The following is a 19,406-nucleotide window of genomic DNA, read 5'->3' as shown; positions in this document are numbered from 1 at the left end:
TTCATATCTTTGCAGCATGAATGGATATTATAATGATTTTTCTACTTGGATAAAAACAGTATTACCATATAAAGTACAAAAAATAAGTATTGATGCTGGCTTTTCATGCCCAAACAGAGATGGTAGAATAAGCTATGGAGGTTGTGTGTTTTGTGATAACAAAACATTTAATCCATCATATTGTAATCCTAAAAAAACTATATCTCAGCAGATAAAAGAAGGTAAAGAATTTTTTAGGAGTAAGTATCCTGACATGAAATATTTAGCATATTTTCAAGCTTTTACAAATACTTATGCACCGATGGACGAGTTAAAGAAAATGTATCTTGAAGCTTTGGAAGTAGAAGATGTCGTGGGAATTGTAATTGGTACTCGTCCAGACTGCGTTAGCGATGAATTACTTGATTTTCTTGAAGAACTAAAAGAACGTACTTTCGTTATAGTTGAATATGGTATTGAGAGTGCGAACGATAAAACTCTTAAGAATATAAATAGAGGACATGACTTTGAATGTAGTTGTAAAGCTATACAGCGTACACACGAACATGGAATACTATGCTGTGGTCATGTAATATTAGGATTGCCTGGTGAAGATGCTCAGGAATGCTTGAAGCAAGCCAGAACGATTTCACAACTTCCAATAGATATTCTTAAAATTCATCAGTTACAAGTAATAAAAGGAACCAAACTAGCAACACAGTATGCTGAAAAACAGTTTAAAGTTTACAGTGTTGATGAATATATACAATTATTAGCAGAGTATATTCGTAATCTCAATACAAATATTGTATTGGAACGCTTTGTTAGTCAGTCACCGGCAGATATGCTTATAGCGCCAAAGTGGGGTCTGAAAAATTATGAGTTTACAAACCTTTTTGTGAATTATCTAAAGGAAAAAAACATTAAGCAAGGAGATTCCTATTTAACCGTTATATGAAAACATCCTTGATGAACTTCATATTTGATGTGGCAGCGATTTTGCTCGCGCATATCATTGAGAACTTCACTTAAAACCCATTTCAAGGTATCGTTTCTTACTTTGCGCCTATTCTCCCCTGGTGCTTCTACAGTTTTATATCTGTTGTAACATACGTCAACAGTAGTTCCATAAAGGTGACAACTATTTTGTGTAGCGTTACCATTGTGGCTTCTTAATTTTTGAACATCAGACTTTGAACGCATCGCACTAGTAATAATAATTTTATGTAGTGGAATCCTTTTAACTTGCAGTGAATCAAAGAAGTTACGTGCAATGTCTTGAAGTAAAACTGCAGCACGTGGTACAAGGTATGGAATACTTGATTTCAGATTGTCAACATAATAATATGGATTACTACCAATATAAACAAGTTCGCTAATACGTTGTCCTGCTTCATCGCGATTCTGAACAGGATTTACTCCATATTTTCTTGCAGAAATTAATTGAACGTCATTTTGATCAGGGAAAGCAATCCCAAAATTAGGGACACTATATATCTTATTTTTCACTAACGAGCCATCTTTATTGAAGAATTTAGATGCTACTGGTATTTTTTGTGAATACTCATCTGCATTTTCAATAGATTTATTGGCAGTTTTATGGCATGAACTATCAGGTTTTAATATACTTATATGTGTTTTTACAACATTCGGAAACGTGCATCTTATTATGCCAAGTAGCACAACAATAATACCAAAACCCTGTAAAAATCTATTCTTTGATATCTTCATGATTCTATAAACTTCATTTTTAGTCATGCAAAGATATACTAAATATTTGGTAATCTCAAAAAAAAACAATAATTTTGCACCTAAAATTTAAGTATCTCACACTTTGATAGAGAAGCATATAGTTTTGGAAGAAATTGACCCTGTAGTCTTCTATGGTGTCAATAATAGTCATTTACAGATGATTAAATCGCTATTCCCCAAACTCAGAATCGTTGCACGTGATAATGTAATAAGGGTTTTAGGTGATGAGGAGGAAATGGCTAAAGTCGAAGAAGATATTGAAATTATGCGTCTGCATGTTTTGAAATACAATTCAATTACAGACGAAGATATCCTTGATATTATAAAAGGAAAGAAAACCAAGGCAGAAGCAACTAAGGATGTATTAGTTTATAATATATCTGGTCGCCCTATCAAAAGCCGTTCTGAGAATCAACAAAAACTTATTGACGCATTTGAGAAGACCGATATGACATTTGCTGTTGGTCCTGCAGGAACTGGTAAAACCTATCTCAGCATAGCTTTAGCAGTAAAGGCATTGAAAGAAAAAACAGCAAAGAAGATTATCTTGAGTCGCCCTGCTGTTGAAGCTGGAGAAAAACTTGGTTTCCTTCCTGGTGATATGAAAGATAAGATTGATCCATATTTACAACCTCTGTATGATGCTTTGGAAGATATGATTCCTGCTGCAAAATTACAGGATATGATGGAAAAACATATAATACAGATTGCTCCTTTGGCTTTTATGAGAGGTAGAACTCTAAGTGATGCAGTTGTAATTCTTGATGAGGCACAAAACACAACATCTCAACAGATAAGAATGTTTCTGACCAGAATGGGCGCTAGCACAAGAATGATTATAACTGGAGATGTTACTCAGATAGACTTACCTCGAGACCAAAGAAGTGGACTCAAGGAAGCACTGAAGATTCTTGAACATGTTGAGGGCATTAGTATTGTAAATCTTACCCAAAAGGATATTGTCAGACATAAACTTGTTACTCGCATTGTGAATGCTTATGACAAATATGATAAGGCAAAGGAAAAAGAGAAGGAAGAAAACAATATTAAGAAAGCACAACGACGTGAACACTTTAATGATGATGAAGAGTTTACGCTATTTGAAAAGATTGACAACGATATTAATTAATATTTAAAATGAAGGCTTTAACTAAAACGGATTTCCATTTCGATGGACAGAAGAGTGTTTACCACGGCAAAGTTCGTGACGTTTACAACATTAATGATGACCTTATGGTCATGGTTGCAACAGACAGAATTTCGGCTTTTGACGTAGTCCTGCCAAAAGGTATTCCTTTCAAAGGACAAGTGCTAAACCAGATAGCTGCAAAATTTCTTGATGCAACTAGTGACATCTGTCCAAACTGGAAACTTGCTACACCAGACCCAATGGTTACAGTAGGACTTAAATGTGAAGGATTTCGTGTTGAAATGATTATTCGCTCTATTCTTACAGGAAGTGCATGGCGTTCTTATAGTGAAGGATGCAGAGAACTTTGTGGAGTAAAACTTCCAGACGGAATGAAAGAAAATCAGTATTTCCCAGAACCAATCGTTACCCCTACTACAAAAGCTGACGAGGGTCATGATATGAATATCTCAAAAGAGGAAATCATCTCTCAAGGTATTGTTTCTGAAGAAGATTATGAGGTAATGGAAGACTACACTAAGAAACTATTTAAGCGTGGTCAGGAAATTGCTAAAAAACAAGGACTTATTCTTGTTGATACAAAATATGAATTCGGAAAGCGTGATGGTAAGGTTTATTTGATTGATGAGATTCATACTCCTGATTCAAGCCGTTACTTTTATGCAGATGGATATGAGAGAAAATTCAATGCTGGAGAACCACAGAAACAACTTTCTAAAGAGTTTGTTCGTCAATGGCTTATCGAACATAATTTCATGAACGAGCCAGGTCAGACAATGCCTGAAATTACTGACGAGTATGCAGAAAGTGTTAGTCAGAGATACATTGAACTTTATGAGCATATTACTGGTGAGAAGCTTGACAAGACAGGAGATTCTGATGATATCGCTGCAAGAATTGAGAAGAACGTATCTGATTATCTTAAAATAGCAAAACACTAAATAGCTTAAAAATAGATAGTGGTGTACACAATACTAAATGATGTATAAACAAGAAAAGATAAAGCCTTATGGCAAAGACGATGATAAGGGTAAATTAGTTGAACAGATGTTTGACAATATTGCCCCGACTTACGACACTCTGAATCATAGACTCTCATGGGATATAGATAAAGGATGGCGCAAGAAAGCTATAAAGCAGTTGGCGCCATTCAAACCTATGAATATTTTAGATATAGCAACAGGAACCGGCGACTTTGCAATTTTATCTGCAAAGATGCTGGAGCCTGAAGCTCTTGTTGGAGCTGATATTTCAGAAGGAATGATGAATGTTGGCAGACAAAAAGTCTTAAAGGAAGGATTGCAAGATGTTATTTCATTTAAAAAAGAAGATTGTTTAAACCTTTCTTTTGAGGATAATACATTTGATGCTGTTACTGCATCTTTTGGAATTCGTAATTTCCAGGACTTAGACAAAGGTTTATGCGAAATGTATAGAGTTCTAAAAAAAGGTGGACATTTGAGTATTGTTGAACTTACACAACCTGTTGGTTTCCCAATGCATCAATTATTTAAAATGTACTCACATACTATTCTTCCGACTTATGGCAAGTTAATCTCCAAAGATTGTAATGCATACGAATATTTAACAGCAACGATAGAAGCTTTCCCGCAAGGAGAAGTGATGTTGAAAATATTACATAAGGCCGGTTTTGAAGAAGCTAGTTTCAAGCGATTAACATTTGGCATATGCACAATGTATTTCGCTACTAAATAAAAGCTATTATTATTTTCTTAAACATCACAATATGGATAAATACGGATTAATAGGTATGCCATTGGGGCATTCGTTCTCTATTGGCTATTTCAATGAAAAGTTTGAGAACGAAAAAATCAATGCTAAGTATATCAATTTTGAGATACCTAACATTGAAACAATGCCTGAAATTATAGCAACTAATCCAGAGCTGAAAGGACTAAATGTAACAATCCCTTATAAAGAGAAAGTTATCAGTTATCTTGATGAGATTAGTCCTGAAGCAAGGGCTATAGGTGCTGTAAATGTTATCCGCATTTCACATAAGGGTAAGAATACTATTCTAAAAGGGTTTAATAGTGATGTTATTGGGTTCACAAGGAGTATAGAGCCTCTAATTGAGAAATGTCATAAGAAGGCATTGATTCTTGGAACTGGAGGCGCATCAAAGGCTATTAATTATGGATTAAAATCCTTAGGGCTTGAAACACTTTTTGTAAGTAGAAGTGAACGTCCTGATGCTATTCAGTACAATAAGATTACACCAGAACTGATTAAAGAATATAATGTAATAGTGAATTGTACACCATGTGGAATGTATCCACATGCAGATGAATGTCCTGATTTGCCATACGAGTATATGGATAATCATACTTTATTGTATGATCTCATATATAATCCAGACATGACACTGTTCATGCAAAAAGGGGCGAAACAGGGTGCAACAGTGAAAAATGGTTTAGAAATGCTTTTATTGCAAGCCTTTGCTAGTTGGGAATTTTGGAACGAAGATAGATAAATACTATAAAAATATTATGGATAATAGATATATGATGCGCGGTGTATCCGCTGCAAAAGAGGATGTGCATAATGCGATCAAAAATATAGATAAGGGAATTTTTCCACAGGCATTCTGTAAAGTAATACCTGATATACTCGGTGGAGATCCTGAGTATTGCAATATTATGCATGCTGATGGAGCTGGTACAAAATCGTCGCTTGCATACATGTATTGGAAAGAAACAGGAGACTTGGATGTTTGGAAAGGCATCGCACAAGATGCAATAGTAATGAATACAGATGATTTACTATGCATTGGTGCTGTAGACAACATTCTAGTGTCAAGTACAATTGGAAGAAACAAGATGTTGATTCCTGGTGATTTGATATCTGCTATTATAAACGGTACTGATGATCTTTTAGCAGAAATGCGTAATATGGGCATCGGTATTTATCCAACCGGAGGTGAGACTGCAGATGTTGGCGATTTAGTAAGAACTATTATTGTTGATTCAACAGTAACTTGCAGAATGAAGCGTAGCGATGTTATTGACAATGCTAATATACGCCCTGGAGATGTTATTGTTGGATTGAGTTCTACTGGCCAGGCAACTTATGAGAAAAAGTATAATGGCGGTATGGGTAGTAATGGACTTACTAGTGCTAGACATGATGTTTTTTCAAAGTATCTTGCTAAAAAATTCCCAGAGAGCTATGACCATGCTGTCCCTGAAGAATTAGTTTTCAGTGGAAAGTATAAATTAACTGATTCTGTAGATGGTAGTCCTTTAAACGCTGGAGAATTAGTACTCTCTCCTACCCGTACTTATGCGCCAGTTATTAAGAAAATACTTGATAAGTTACGTCCAGAAATTCATGGTATGGTACATTGTACAGGTGGTGCACAAACCAAAGTATTACATTTCGTAAGCGATAATTGCAGAGTTATTAAGGATAACATGTTCCCTATTCCACCATTATTTAAGGCAATAAAAGAATGCTCTGGTACTGATTGGAAAGAAATGTATCAAGTTTTCAACATGGGACATCGAATGGAAATATACGTTAAACCAGAATTTGCTGATGAGATTATCAAGATAAGCAATGAGTTTAACATTGATGCACAAGTTATAGGTCGTATTGAAGAAGGAAAGAAGAGTCTGACAATTAAGTCAGAATTCGGAACTTTTGAATATTAAAGTAAGGGTTGCAAAACTTTTAGGATAATATGTCACAAAAAAGATAACAACTAACATACATATATGCCAGAAAATAATAGCATACTAGAGAAATTAGACGGACTTGAGAACCGTTTCGAAGAAGTCAGTACACTTATCACTGATCCTGATGTTATAACAGATCAGTCACGATATGTAAAACTCACAAAGGAATGGAAAGACCTTGGTGACATTATGAACGCACGTAAGGAATATCTTGCATGCCTGAATTCAATCAAGGAAGCAAAAAATATTCTTACAAATGAGAACGACGCTGACATGAAAGAAATGGCTCGTGAGGAATTACAAGAAAATGAAACTCTACAACCACAAATTGAAGAGAAAATCAAAATGCTTTTAGTTCCTAAAGATCCTGAAGACGCTAAAAATGTCCAAATGGAAATTAGAGCCGGTGCTGGTGGTGATGAAGCTGCACTATTTGCAGGTGATTTATTCAACATGTACAAGAGATATAGTGATATAAAGGGTTGGAATCTTAGTATTACTGATATCTCTGAAGGTGCTGTCGGTGGATACAAAGAAATCGATTTTGTTATCAGTGGCGCTGATGTTTATGGCACAATGAAATATGAAAGTGGTGTGCATCGTGTACAACGTGTGCCATCTACTGAATCTCAGGGTAGAATGCAGACAAGTGCAGCTACTGTTGCAGTGTTGCCAGAAGCTGACAAATTCGAAGTTAACATAAATGAAGGCAACGTCAAATGGGATACATTCCGTTCTAGTGGTGCTGGTGGTCAGAATGTAAACAAGGTGGAATCTGGAGTAAGATTGCGCTATCCTTGGAAAAATCCAAATACAAACGAAGTAGAAGAGATCCTTATTGAATGTACTGAGACACGTGATCAGCCAAAGAATAAGGAACGTGCTTTAAGTCGTTTGTACACTTTCATCCATGATCGTGAACATCAAAAATATGTAGATGATATTGCTAGCAGAAGAAAAAGTCTTGTATCAACAGGTGACCGTTCTGCAAAAATTCGAACATATAATTTTCCACAGGGACGTGTTACAGATCATCGTATCGGTTTTACAACCCATGACCTACAGGGATTTCTTGGTGGAAACATTCAAGAGATGATAGATGCCTTAACAGTGGCTGAAAATGCCGAGAAACTTAAGGCAGAAAGTTTGTAAACATAAGAATCAAAAGAGTTACTTATTATGAATAGAACGGATTTAGTAAAGCAGATATTCAATAAAAAAAATTTTTTGTGTGTTGGACTTGATGTTGATATCAATAAAATACCTAAACATTTATTGAAAGAAGAAGATCCGATATTTGCTTTTAATAAAGCCATTATTGATGCTACTGCTAAATATTGTGTAGCATATAAACCAAATTTGGCTTTTTACGAATGCTATGGTATTAAAGGAATGATTGCTTTTGAACGCACCATAAGTTATTTAAAATCAGCATATCCTGAACATTTTATTATAGCAGATGCTAAACGAGGTGATATAGGTAATACTAGCACAATGTATGCTAAAACATTTTTTGAAGAATATAATTTAGATGCTTTGACAGTTGCTCCATATATGGGTGAAGACAGTGTTAAACCATTTCTAGAATATAAAGACAAATGGGTTATATTATTGGCTCTTACTAGTAATAAGGGAAGCCATGATTTTCAACTTATTGAGGATAAAAATGGTGAAAGACTCTTTGAAAAAGTATTGAGTAAAAGTCAGGAATGGGGAAATGAAAATAATATGATGTATGTTGTTGGTGCAACACAAGGAAAGATGTTTGAAGACATTCGCAAAATTGCACCTAATCATTTTCTGTTAGTTCCTGGTGTCGGTGCTCAAGGAGGTAGTTTGCAGGAAGTATGCAAATATGGAATTATTAAGGATTGTGGATTGCTTGTAAATTCTTCACGTGGTATAATTTTTGCCAGTAATGGTGATGATTATGCAGATGCAGCTGCAGCAAAAGCTCATGATATTCAGCTAGAAATGGCTAATGAATTATCAAAGCTTGCTTAAACTCATCTTCAGTCATAGTACAATGTGTATTCTATGACTATTCACAGCATTTAAAATCAAATAATATCTTAGTTATTAACAATAACTGAATAAAATTTGCTATATTTGCAAAATTATTATAGAATTTGATATATAAATATGGAATTTACAGCAAAACAAGTAGCCCAATTTATTCAGGGTAGTATTGAGGGTGATGAAAACGTAACAATCAATACATTTGCAAAAATAGAGGAAGGTGTACCGGGAGCAATCTCGTTCCTTTCGAACCCCAAATATACTCATTACATTTATGAAACAAAGTCATCAGTAGTTCTTGTTGATGAAACCTTGATATTAGATAAGCCTGTAGAAGCCACTATAATTCGTGTAGCTAGTGCTCGTGATTGCGTTGCAAAGCTACTACAGATGTACGACGCAGCTATGCGCCCTAAGAAATGTGGTATTGATTCTTTAGCTTTCATATCTTCAACGGCTCAAATTGGTAAGGACGTATATATTGGAGCCTTTGTATGTATTGGTGACGGAGCTGTCATTGGCGACGGATGCCAAATATATCCTAATACAGTCATTGGAGACAATGTGAAATTGGGCAATGATTGTATAATATATCCAAATGTTACTGTTTACATGGGATGTAAATTTGGCAATAGGATAACAATTCATTCTGGTAGTGTTATTGGTGCAGACGGTTTTGGCTTTGCTCCTAATGGAAAGGATGGATATGACAAAATCCCACAAATAGGAATAGTAACTATCGAGGATGATGTTGAAATTGGCGCTAATACATGTGTAGATCGCTCTACTATGGGCAGTACTATTATACGCAGAGGTGTCAAATTAGACAATCTTATACAAATAGCACACAATGTTGAAGTTGGTGAAAATACTGTAATGTCAGCACAGGTTGGTATTGCAGGAAGCACAAAGGTTGGCCAATGGTGTATGTTTGGAGGTCAAGTTGGTATATCTGGACATATTGAGATTGGCGATAAAGTATTTTTAGGTGCTAAAAGTGGTGTTATTGGTAATCTTAAGAGTAACCAAACTCTTATAGGTACTCCTCCAGTGGGTAAACTTTCTTATTTCAAATCACAAGCTTTAGTTCAGAAATTACCTGAGATATATAGAGAATTAGAGGCTTTAAAAAAGGAAGTTAAAGAACTTAAAAAATAAAAATAACGATAAGATATGGAAACTACAAAGCAAACAACTCTAAAGGGTAGTTTTTCTCTCTTTGGCAAAGGATTGCATACAGGATTAGATCTTACGGTAACGTTTAATCCTGCTCCAGAAAATACCGGATATAAAATTCAGCGCATAGATGTTGATGGACAACCAATTATTGATGCTATAGCTGAAAACGTGGTTGATACTCAAAGAGGTACAGTCCTTGCAAAAGGTGGCGTAAAGGTTTCTACAATAGAGCATGGTATGGCTGCTCTTTATGCTTCAGGTATAGACAATTGCCTTATTCAAGTAAATGGACCAGAATTTCCTATTTTAGATGGTTCTGCAGCAATGTACGCAGAGAAAATTAAGGAAATTGGCGCTATAGAGCAGAATGCTGCTAAAGATTATTACATCATTCGACATAAAATAGAAATAAAGGATGAAGAAAGTGGCTCTGTCATTACTATTCTTCCTGATGATCAGTTTAGTTTAACAGCCATGTGCTCGTTCAACTCAAAATTTATCAACAGTCAATTTGCAACACTTGATAATACAAGCACATTTTATGAAGATATAGCTGCTGCTAGAACTTTTGTTTTCGTACGTGATATTGTTCCTTTACTTGAAGCTAATTTAATTAAAGGCGGCGATTTAGATAATGCTATTGTTATATATGAGCGTGAAGTTAGTCAGGAAAAACTTGATCGACTTGCTGACGTATTGAAAGTTCCTCACATGAATGCTACTAAAGTTGGTTACATCCAGCATAAGCCGCTTATGTGGGAAAACGAATGTACACGTCATAAATTGCTTGATATTATTGGTGATATGGCTCTTATTGGTAAACCAATAAAGGGCAGAATCATAGCAACAAGACCAGGTCATACTATCAACAATAAGTTTGCTAGACTCATGCGTAAAGAAATACGCAAACATGAAATTCAAGCTCCAATTTATAATCCTAACGAAGATCCTGTTATGGATAATATTCGTATTCGCGAATTATTGCCACATAGGTATCCTATGCAGTTAGTTGATAAGATCACCTCTATTGGTTCAACAAGCATCGTTGGCGTAAAAAATGTAACTGCAAATGAGCCATTTTTTACAGGTCACTTCCCTAATGAACCAGTAATGCCAGGTGTTTTAATGATTGAGGCTATGGCTCAATGTGGTGGTTTGTTGGTTCTTAGCCAGCTCGAAAATCCGGAAAGTTATTCCACATATTTTTTAAAAATAGACGATGTAAAATTTCGCCAAAAAGTTGTCCCTGGAGACACTTTACTATTTAGAGTTGAACTTTTAAGTCCTGTGAGGCATGGAATTAGTTCAATGAAAGGATATATGTTTGTTGGAGACCAAGTTGTTTCCGAAGCAACATTTACAGCACAAATAGTAAAAAATAAGTAATTTATATATGAATCAAATTAGTCCACTTGCCTTTGTACATCCTGAGGCAAAATTAGGAGATAATAATATTATTGGACCGTTCTGTTATATTGACCGTGATACAGTCATTGGTGATAACAATGTATTTCAGAACAGTGTAACATTAAGTGTTGGTGCACGAATTGGTAATGGAAATGAAATTTTCCCGGGTGCCAGCATTTCAACAAAACCGCAGGATTTAAAGTTCAGAGGAGAAATAACAACGTGTGAAATTGGTGACAACAATAGTATACGTGAAAATGTAACAATTTCAAGAGGAACAGCCTCAAAAGGAACCACAAAAGTTGGAAGCAATAATCTGTTTATGGAAAATATGCATGTTGCTCATGATTGTGTGCTAGGAAATGGATTGATAATTGGAAATTCTACAAAATTGGCTGGTGAAGTTACTATTGATGACAATGCCATTATAAGTGCTGAGGTTTTATGCCACCAGTTCGGTCATATAGGTGGATATGTAATGGTTCAAGGTGGAAGTCGTTTCTCTCAAGATATCCCTCCATATATTATAGCAGGAAAATTTCCTGTAAAATATTGTGGATTAAATCTTATTGGACTTAGAAGAAGAGGATTTAGCAATGAGTTGATAGAGCATATTCATTCAGCTTACAGATTGCTATATTCAAAAGGTATCATAGCTGAAGGTATTAGCGAGATAAAGAATAACCTAGAAATCACTCCTGAAATCCAATATATTATAGATTTTGTAGAGACCTCTAAACGAGGCATTATCAGATAGATGAAAACTCTCGTTGTTGTTCTTGGACCAACTGGCGTTGGGAAGACTGAATTATGTCTAACTATAGCCAAACATCTAAAATCACCTATTATAAATGCTGATTCTAGACAGATTTTTGCAGAGATGCCTATTGGTACAGCGGCTCCAACCAAAGAACAACAACGTGATGTTTTACATTATTTTATTGGTAATCATAGTGTTACTGATTACTACAGTGCAGCCATGTTTGAAGTGGATTCTATAAATATTATAGATGAACTTTTCAAAGAAAAACATGATAGTTTATTGATGTCAGGTGGTAGTATGATGTATATCGATGCTGTTTGTAAAGGCATTGATGATATCCCCACTGTTGATGAAAGTACCAGAGAAAAATTAAAGCATGATTTTGAAATAAACGGGTTGGATAAACTCGTTGATAAGTTAAAAGTATTGGACCCTGAGCATTGGAACATCGTTGATAAAAAAAATCCACGCAGGGTTATACATGCTTTAGAAATTTGTCTGATGACCGGGAAAACATATACATCTTTCAGAAGAAACACAAATAAAAACCGACCATTTAATATTTTAAAAATAGGATTAAACCGAGATCGAGAAGAGTTATATAATAGAATCAATAAGCGCGTTTTAAATATGATTGACGCTGGGCTTATTGATGAAGTTTCTAAACTATATAACTTCCGCGATTTGAATTCTCTTAATACTGTAGGCTATAAGGAAATCTTAGATTATTTGGACGGACTTCTAACTCTGGATGAAGCTATAAGACAAATTCAATCAAACACAAGAAGATACATGCGTAAACAACTAACATGGTTTAAGCGTGATGATACGATTAAATGGTTTAACCCGGACAACGTTGAAGAAATTTTAAATTACATAGATAAAAGCGTGTAAATATTAAATTATTTATTACATTTGCATCATAAAAAGATAATTATAGAATTATGAATAAGATAAAGAGATTATTTAAATGGAGTCTGCGTCGTGCTCACGATTTCTGGCCGTGGTACAAATCCCTATATAAAGGGCGCGCTTGGTATACTAAGACAATGGTAGGCTTCCTTTCATGTATTGTAGCTTTTATTATCTATCTTGGTTTGGTAGATATGAACTTTCTATGGTTGTTTGGTAAATCACCAGGCTATTTTTCTGGTATCCTAGATCCACAAACCAGTGAAGCTTCTGAAATTTACAGTGCAGATGGTAAACTTATCGGTAAATATTTTAATGAGAATCGAACTCCAGTTAAATATGAAGAAGTAAATCCTAAATTCTTTAAGGCTTTAATTGACACAGAGGACGAGCGTTTCTACAAGCACATGGGTATAGACCCAATTGGATTATTTGGTGCTATGAAAGATGCTATACTACATCATGATGGTCGTGGAGCATCTACTATTACTCAGCAGCTTGCCAAAAATATGTTCCGTGTGAGATCACAATACTCTGCTGGACTTTTGGGAAGAATACCAGGATTGAAAATCCTTGTTGTTAAGAGCAAGGAATGGATTATTGCAACGAAGCTGGAGACGGTATATTCTAAGAAAGAGATTATCACAATGTATGCAAATACAGTTGATTTCGGATCAAATTCTTATGGAATCAAGACTGCTGCCAAAACATACTATAACACTACACCTAGAAATCTTAGCACTGATCAAGTTGCAGTATTGGTAGGAATGCTGAAAGCAACATCATACTATAATCCAAAGACTAATCCTGAGAATTGTCTTAAGAGACGTAACACAGTGCTAAACAACATGGTAACTCATGGTGATTTAAGTCGTACTGAAATGGATTCTTTAAAGGAATTACCAATAAAGCTTGACTTTAAAATTGAAGAAAATTATGATGGTCAGGCAAAGTACTTCCGTGAGGCTATTGCAACTTATCTAAAGAGTTGGTGTACTGAAAATGGTTATGACCTCTACTCTAGCGGTTTAAAGATATATACTACAGTTGATTCACGTATGCAAAAATATGCTGAAGAGGCTGCCCAAAAGCAGATGAAACAAGTTCAGCAGAATTTTAATCACCATTGGGATATATATCGCAATCAAACTTCCAATTGGATGCGTCAGGAACCTTGGCAAGATGAAAATCACAAGGTTATTCCTAATTTTATACAGAACATAGCGCAGCATCAACCATTTTATAAAGCTTTGTTGGCACGTTTTCCGCATAACCCAGACTCTGTAAACTACTATTACAAAGAATGGAGACATCCAGTGAAAGTATTTGATTATGATAAGGGAGAAGTTACTAAGGTTATGACTTCTGAAGATTCAATCAAATATATGACAACATTTATGCATTGTGCATTTGTTGCTATGGAGCCTCAGTCTGGTGCTGTAAAAGCATGGGTTGGTGACATAAATTTCAACTCTTGGAAATATGACAAGGTTACTGCCATGCGTCAACCTGGTTCTACATTTAAGCTATTTGTTTATACCGAAGCTATGAATCAAGGACTTACACCATGTGACAAGCGCAGAGACGAATACATTTCCATGCAAGTATATGATAAGTTAAAGCACAAGGTTGTTACTTGGACACCAGGCAATGCTGATGGTTCTTTCAGTGGTGATTCTATGCCTCTAAAGAGTGCTTTTGCAAAAAGTGTCAATTCAGTCGCAGTACGTCTGGGACAAGAAATGGGCATTAAACGAATCATTGAAACTGCCAAGAAAATGGGTATAAATAGCCCTCTTGATGAAACACCTTCGTTAGCATTAGGATCAAGTGATGTGAATCTTCTTGAAATGGTCAATGCATATTGCGTTGTAGCTGATAATGGTAAACATCATGATCCTGTCTTGGTTACAAGAATTGTTGATAAAGATGGCAATGAGGTTTATGTTGGACCAACAAAGAGCGAGCAAGTTATACCATATAAGAGTGCTTTCTTGATGCAGCAGATGTTGCAGGGAGGTATGCGTGAACCAGGAGGTACATCACAGTCTCTGTGGGGATATGTTGGTGACTATCGAGATACTGAATTTGGTGGTAAAACAGGAACAAGTAACAATCACTCTGATGCATGGTTTATGGGTGTAAGTCCTAAACTTGTTGTTGGTGCATGGGTTGGTGGTGAGTATCGATGTATCCACTTCCGAACTGGAGCTTTGGGACAAGGATCACGAACGGCCTTGCCGATTTGCGGCTATTTCTTACAAGCACTATTTAAAGATCCTGCATTCCGGCGATATCACGGCAAGTTTGATAAACCGCATGATGAAGACATCACTAGAGGTATGTATACATGTCAGAGTTATACTCAACCTGTCAAGAAAGATACAGTACGACGCGATAGCGTGATTACTAATGAGGAAGTACTTTTAGATGAAAATGGAAATCCAATTACTGGAAATTCAGAATCAGATGACGAAGGTACAACACCAAAAACAAGTAAGTCAACTGAGAAAGCTGTTAAATCAGTCGAGCCTAAAAAGAAACATAAGGCTACCGAACAGCAAGTGAATCTTGACAACTTGTAATTAATTTATTCAAGATAAAAAATATCGAGAACATAGATATAAATAATCTGGAGTTGCAGAATGCGCTCCAGATTATTAATTTTACCCATCGCTCACTTTTCTTAACAGGAAAGGCAGGGACGGGTAAATCTACTTTTTTGCGTTATATTGCTAATACTACAAAAAAGAAACATATAATACTTGCACCCACAGGAATAGCAGCTATAAATGCAGGAGGAACAACCCTTCACAGCTTTTTTAAGTTACCATTCTATCCCTTGCTTCCTGATGATGTTAAGTTTTCTATAAGAAATATACGTAATACGTTAAAGTATAATTCCGAGAAAATAAAACTTATACAAGAGGTTGAACTAATCATTATTGATGAAATAAGTATGGTTAGATCTGATATCATCGATTTCATTGATAAGGTTTTACGCATATACTGTAGAAATATGAGAGAGCCGTTTGGTGGAAAACAAATGCTCTTTGTTGGTGATATATATCAGCTAGAACCTGTTTTAAAAGAAGATGAATGGAAAATATTACAACCCTATTATCCATCGAAATTTTTCTTTGATGCAAAAATATTCCGTAGATTCCAACTAATATCTATTGAATTAAAAAAAGTATATAGACAAACTGATCCATTATTTATTGATATTCTTGATCGTATCCGCACTTCAAATATTAATAAAGCCGACTTGGATGTCTTAAACAAGCGAGTAGGAAAAGAACTTGATGAAAAAGATTCTAGCCTTGCTATTACTTTATCAACTAGAAGAGACACTGTAGATTTCATCAATAACGAAAAGCTGAAGCTAATAGATGAAGAACCTACTATGTTTTATGGTATCATTAATGGTGAGTTTCCTCAAAGTAGCCTCCCCACTCCAATTGAACTTGAACTTAAACTTGGCGCTCAAATTCTGTTCGTAAAAAATGATATTAAGAAACGTTGGGTAAATGGCACATTAGGTACAGTTATTGGACTTGACAGTGCTGAGGACGGTTATATCTTGATCAGAACAGAGAATGGTGACGATGTTGAGGTAGAACAGGAAATTTGGAGTAACGTAAAATATACCTTTAATGCTAAAGAAAAGAAAATTGAAGAAGATGAAATTGGCACATATAGACAATTTCCACTTAGACTTGCATGGGCTATAACGGTACACAAAAGTCAAGGATTGACATTTTCCCGAGTAAAGATTGATTTTACGGGTGGCGTGTTTGCTGGTGGCCAAGCTTACGTTGCGTTATCCAGATGTACATCAATGGAGGGTATTAGTCTTAAAGAACCTATAAGGTGGGAAGATATTTTCATTAGAAAAGAAGTTGTTAATTTTGCTAAGGGATATAATGATGATGTTGTACTTAATACGGCATTAAAACAAAGTAAAGCCGATAAACAATATCATGATACCGTAATGGCTTTTGATAATGGAAACATGCAGTCTGCACTAGATAACTTTTTCCTAGCAATCCATAGTAGATATGATATAGAAAAGCCTTCAGTCATGAGGTATATTCGCAAAAAGTTGAATATAATCAATGAATTGAGAAAACAAAATGAGATATTAGCAGAAAACATAAAAAAGAGAGATAAATTTCTCATGAAACTTGCCGCAGAATATGTAATCATGGCTAAGGAATGTGAAGCTGCAAATATGAAAGAAGCTGCTATTAAAAATTATCAAAAAGCTCTTGAACTATATCCGAGTCTATCTGAAGCTAAGAAAAAAATGAATAAATTAATGAAGGAATAAAAAATAAGGTCAAAAAAATTTTGATATATCTTTCCTTTCTCTTACCTTTGCTAACAATTAAATTATCAAATATGAAACCAACAGAACAAACCACTCAGCAGATCGAGAGATTCATTAATAAAATTGCTCATAAATTTCCTGAGAATGAAGATCCGTCATTATTAACTGATATACACATTATTGTCAGTCAGGATAGTGGTGAAATGCTTGCCTTTGATGATGATGAAGTGGAGATTACTCGTTGTATTGTTGAGCAATGGATTGATAATAAAGATGATGATTTTTATGATCAGATAACTAAGATCTTTCGCTCAATTTTACATGATAATAGTAAAATTGTTGATAAGTTTGGTATATTGAAGCCATATAGCTTTGTGCTTGAAAATGATGACAATGAAAACATAGCAGAACTATACCTTGCTGATGATGAAACTGTTATTCTTGGTGGAGATTTGATGGAAGGTTTAAACCAAGATTTGGATGACTTCCTTGATAATTTGATTAAAGAAAGTAATTAAAGGTTGATTTGTTATTTAAAAATTTTAACGATACCTTTTTCTTTTTGACGATCTCCATTCACATCATGGCTGTTGGTCGTAATCCAATCACTTTGTGCATTAAAAAATTCTTCGATTAAGAAAAAGGAGGCACCTGCAGTTCTCGAAATCTCTAGTCTCCCCCTATCAATAGGTGCTAGCAATATTATAGTTAATATTAATTTGTATACTTTTATTGTGTCAATTAAATACTTAATACTTCGCTATTAAAGTAGCTTACGAGGCTGAAAGCTACTTTATTAAATAAAAAGATTCATCATCAATTTAACAGGTTTACCCTCCCTAAATTGAAAAAGTTTCAAAAAAAAAAATAACCTACATTACCTACATTTTTGCTTAAACCATTAACAGTCAACAGATTAAAGTATGTATGAGAATGCCGTTTCCTACATATTTCATACATGATTCCTACATTATTAGCACGAATTTGCACGCAAAATGGTGAATTTTCTCCCAATCACAATACGAAAGTCGCTTTTGTTTCTTTGACCATTAGGTCACGTTTTCATCAGTAATGCAAATCAAAATGGTGCCTCTCATGATAATAGTAAATATAGAAATCCCATTTATTTTTGTAAATGAAATATAGAAGCCAAGCTTATCTGTAAATACATTTCACCATATATCTTTTCAGTAAAGGATTTCAGAATATGTAAAGGCTATCAGTAGCTGTTTTTAGAAATGTATAGTGTTTCAGTATGCATAACTACGAATATGTATACAGATTCTGTCGTAGTCAAAATGCACAAAGCGCAGCGAGAATAAAATCACCTTTTTCGGAATGCATTTGAGTAATTAGGCCCTAATCACTCGGTAAAGCATGTAGGACAATAGAGTGATTAGGGCCTAATCACTCTCTAAAATGTATGAGAACGGACTCTCATACATAAGCTAACGTATTGTATAACAATACGTTTCGCTAAAACATGTAGGAAACAGCACTAAAAACTTGCATTTTTTTGTTAATGTAGGGAGGGGCTATTAATGCTTTATTGTTGCTAAATACATCTCAAAATAGTGATATTTAACACATTTATTAATATGAAATCATTATAAGGATATGTATGCTAACATTGTGTTCACAAGGGTGTATCTTTTTGAGTCATCCAACATTTAAAGTGATAAAATGATTTTAAAAGAAGAAAGCTATTATGTTATTTAGTATATTTGAATAACAACAAACAAAAATACAATTATGAATGACAGCTTTTTATAACATGGATGGCACACAGGACAGGTATACACTTGTTCGGCATGATAGCCACTTATCAAAAGGAAAAGTGAAAGGTGCCAACTATAAGATAAAAATGATGAAAAGAAATGCATATGGCTTCAGGACGAAAATATTTCTAACTTAGACTATATGCACTTCATAACGTCACATCACTCGGGTACGTCAACTGAACTGTGTCATAGTATCTGATTTCTTTAGTCCTTAACCTCAGATGGGGGATGCGATTTTTAATCGCATTTCACAGATGAGGAGAAAATCACGGCAGCAAAGTTACATAATCTGAAACCTATCACCAAATTTTATAGCTAGTTGTTGCGCACTCTGTCCCCAATTTACCAATGGTCTTATCCATTTCTTCTTTATATTTCGGTATGCCAGATACACTAATTTCTCCAATGCTGCATCACTAGGAAACACACCTTT

Annotated in this window: 17 protein-coding genes and 1 pseudogene; 16 read left to right on the top strand and 2 right to left on the bottom strand. The window is 34.9% G+C overall.

Translation table 11 applies throughout. The annotated features are described in order from the left end of the window. Window positions 1-16: 16 nt before the first annotated feature. A complete protein-coding gene (locus tag B045_RS0100095; RefSeq protein ID WP_018462222.1) occupies window positions 17-937 on the top strand; it encodes a TIGR01212 family radical SAM protein in 921 nt (306 codons plus the stop codon). On the opposite strand, the gene B045_RS0100090 is transcribed toward B045_RS0100095, so the two are convergent. Next, window positions 919-1,710 carry a DUF5715 family protein gene (locus B045_RS0100090; RefSeq protein WP_018462221.1) on the bottom strand — a complete coding sequence of 264 codons (792 nt, stop codon included), beginning with the start codon at window positions 1,708-1,710 and terminating at the stop codon, window positions 919-921. The two genes, B045_RS0100095 and B045_RS0100090, sit on opposite strands and share 19 nt — an antisense overlap. Before the next feature lie 103 nt (window positions 1,711-1,813). Here B045_RS0100090 and B045_RS0100085 point away from each other — a divergent pair, with 103 nt between their 5' ends. From B045_RS0100085 to B045_RS15820, 15 genes are all read left to right on the top strand, one after another. Beyond that, the gene (locus B045_RS0100085) at window positions 1,814-2,860 is read left to right on the top strand and encodes a PhoH family protein (RefSeq protein WP_018462220.1); all 1,047 of its coding nucleotides are present in this window, start codon (window positions 1,814-1,816) and stop codon (window positions 2,858-2,860) included. An 8-nt stretch (window positions 2,861-2,868) separates the two neighbouring features. After that, a complete protein-coding gene (locus B045_RS0100080) occupies window positions 2,869-3,822 on the top strand; it encodes a phosphoribosylaminoimidazolesuccinocarboxamide synthase (protein ID WP_018462219.1) in 954 nt (317 codons plus the stop codon). Window positions 3,823-3,862: 40 nt separating this feature from the next. Next, entirely contained in the window at window positions 3,863-4,597 is a 735-nt protein-coding gene (gene ubiE / locus B045_RS0100075) for a bifunctional demethylmenaquinone methyltransferase/2-methoxy-6-polyprenyl-1,4-benzoquinol methylase UbiE (RefSeq protein WP_025882879.1), read from the top strand. Window positions 4,598-4,628: 31 nt separating this feature from the next. After that, the gene (locus tag B045_RS0100070; RefSeq protein WP_025882877.1) at window positions 4,629-5,375 is read left to right on the top strand and encodes a shikimate dehydrogenase family protein; all 747 of its coding nucleotides are present in this window, start codon (window positions 4,629-4,631) and stop codon (window positions 5,373-5,375) included. A 16-nt stretch (window positions 5,376-5,391) separates the two neighbouring features. After that, window positions 5,392-6,555 (top strand): AIR synthase-related protein, encoded by a 1,164-nt coding sequence (locus B045_RS0100065; protein ID WP_018462216.1) that lies wholly within the window; start codon window positions 5,392-5,394, stop codon window positions 6,553-6,555. Between the two features lie 63 nt (window positions 6,556-6,618). Then, on the top strand, window positions 6,619-7,731 hold the full coding sequence (gene prfA / locus B045_RS0100060) for a peptide chain release factor 1 (protein WP_018462215.1): 1,113 nt from the start codon (window positions 6,619-6,621) through the stop codon (window positions 7,729-7,731). Window positions 7,732-7,758: 27 nt separating this feature from the next. After that, window positions 7,759-8,583 (top strand): orotidine-5'-phosphate decarboxylase, encoded by an 825-nt coding sequence (gene pyrF / locus B045_RS0100055; protein WP_018462214.1) that lies wholly within the window; start codon window positions 7,759-7,761, stop codon window positions 8,581-8,583. A 138-nt stretch (window positions 8,584-8,721) separates the two neighbouring features. Then, a complete protein-coding gene (gene lpxD, locus B045_RS0100050) occupies window positions 8,722-9,756 on the top strand; it encodes a UDP-3-O-(3-hydroxymyristoyl)glucosamine N-acyltransferase (RefSeq protein WP_018462213.1) in 1,035 nt (344 codons plus the stop codon). Window positions 9,757-9,771: 15 nt separating this feature from the next. Further along, the gene (locus tag B045_RS0100045) at window positions 9,772-11,163 is read left to right on the top strand and encodes a bifunctional UDP-3-O-[3-hydroxymyristoyl] N-acetylglucosamine deacetylase/3-hydroxyacyl-ACP dehydratase (protein ID WP_018462212.1); all 1,392 of its coding nucleotides are present in this window, start codon (window positions 9,772-9,774) and stop codon (window positions 11,161-11,163) included. A 7-nt stretch (window positions 11,164-11,170) separates the two neighbouring features. After that, complete coding sequence (gene lpxA / locus B045_RS0100040; protein ID WP_018462211.1) at window positions 11,171-11,941, top strand: acyl-ACP--UDP-N-acetylglucosamine O-acyltransferase; 771 nt, start codon at window positions 11,171-11,173, stop codon at window positions 11,939-11,941. Continuing rightward, complete coding sequence (gene miaA / locus B045_RS0100035; RefSeq protein WP_018462210.1) at window positions 11,942-12,841, top strand: tRNA (adenosine(37)-N6)-dimethylallyltransferase MiaA; 900 nt, start codon at window positions 11,942-11,944, stop codon at window positions 12,839-12,841. Between the two features lie 50 nt (window positions 12,842-12,891). Further along, window positions 12,892-15,444 carry a transglycosylase domain-containing protein gene (locus tag B045_RS0100030; protein WP_018462209.1) on the top strand — a complete coding sequence of 851 codons (2,553 nt, stop codon included), beginning with the start codon at window positions 12,892-12,894 and terminating at the stop codon, window positions 15,442-15,444. Between the two features lie 53 nt (window positions 15,445-15,497). Further along, entirely contained in the window at window positions 15,498-17,192 is a 1,695-nt protein-coding gene (locus B045_RS0100025) for an ATP-dependent DNA helicase (RefSeq protein WP_018462208.1), read from the top strand. Between the two features lie 71 nt (window positions 17,193-17,263). Then, window positions 17,264-17,710, top strand: a complete 447-nt coding sequence (locus tag B045_RS0100020) for a hypothetical protein (RefSeq protein ID WP_018462207.1) — start codon at window positions 17,264-17,266, stop codon at window positions 17,708-17,710. A gap of 1,238 nt (window positions 17,711-18,948) precedes the next feature. Beyond that, window positions 18,949-19,107: a transposase gene (locus B045_RS15820; RefSeq protein WP_018462205.1), complete on the top strand. Its 159-nt coding sequence runs from the start codon at window positions 18,949-18,951 to the stop codon at window positions 19,105-19,107. A gap of 146 nt (window positions 19,108-19,253) precedes the next feature. On the opposite strand, the pseudogene B045_RS14985 reads toward B045_RS15820, so the two are convergent. After that, window positions 19,254-19,406 (bottom strand): annotated as a pseudogene (locus B045_RS14985) (IS256 family transposase); the annotation flags it as partial.

This window comes from Segatella paludivivens DSM 17968 = JCM 13650 (assembly GCF_000373185.1).
GTDB lineage: Bacteria > Bacteroidota > Bacteroidia > Bacteroidales > Bacteroidaceae > Prevotella > Prevotella paludivivens.
Note: the sequence above shows the minus strand (reverse complement) of the source record. Positions and strands in the feature narration are given on the sequence as shown.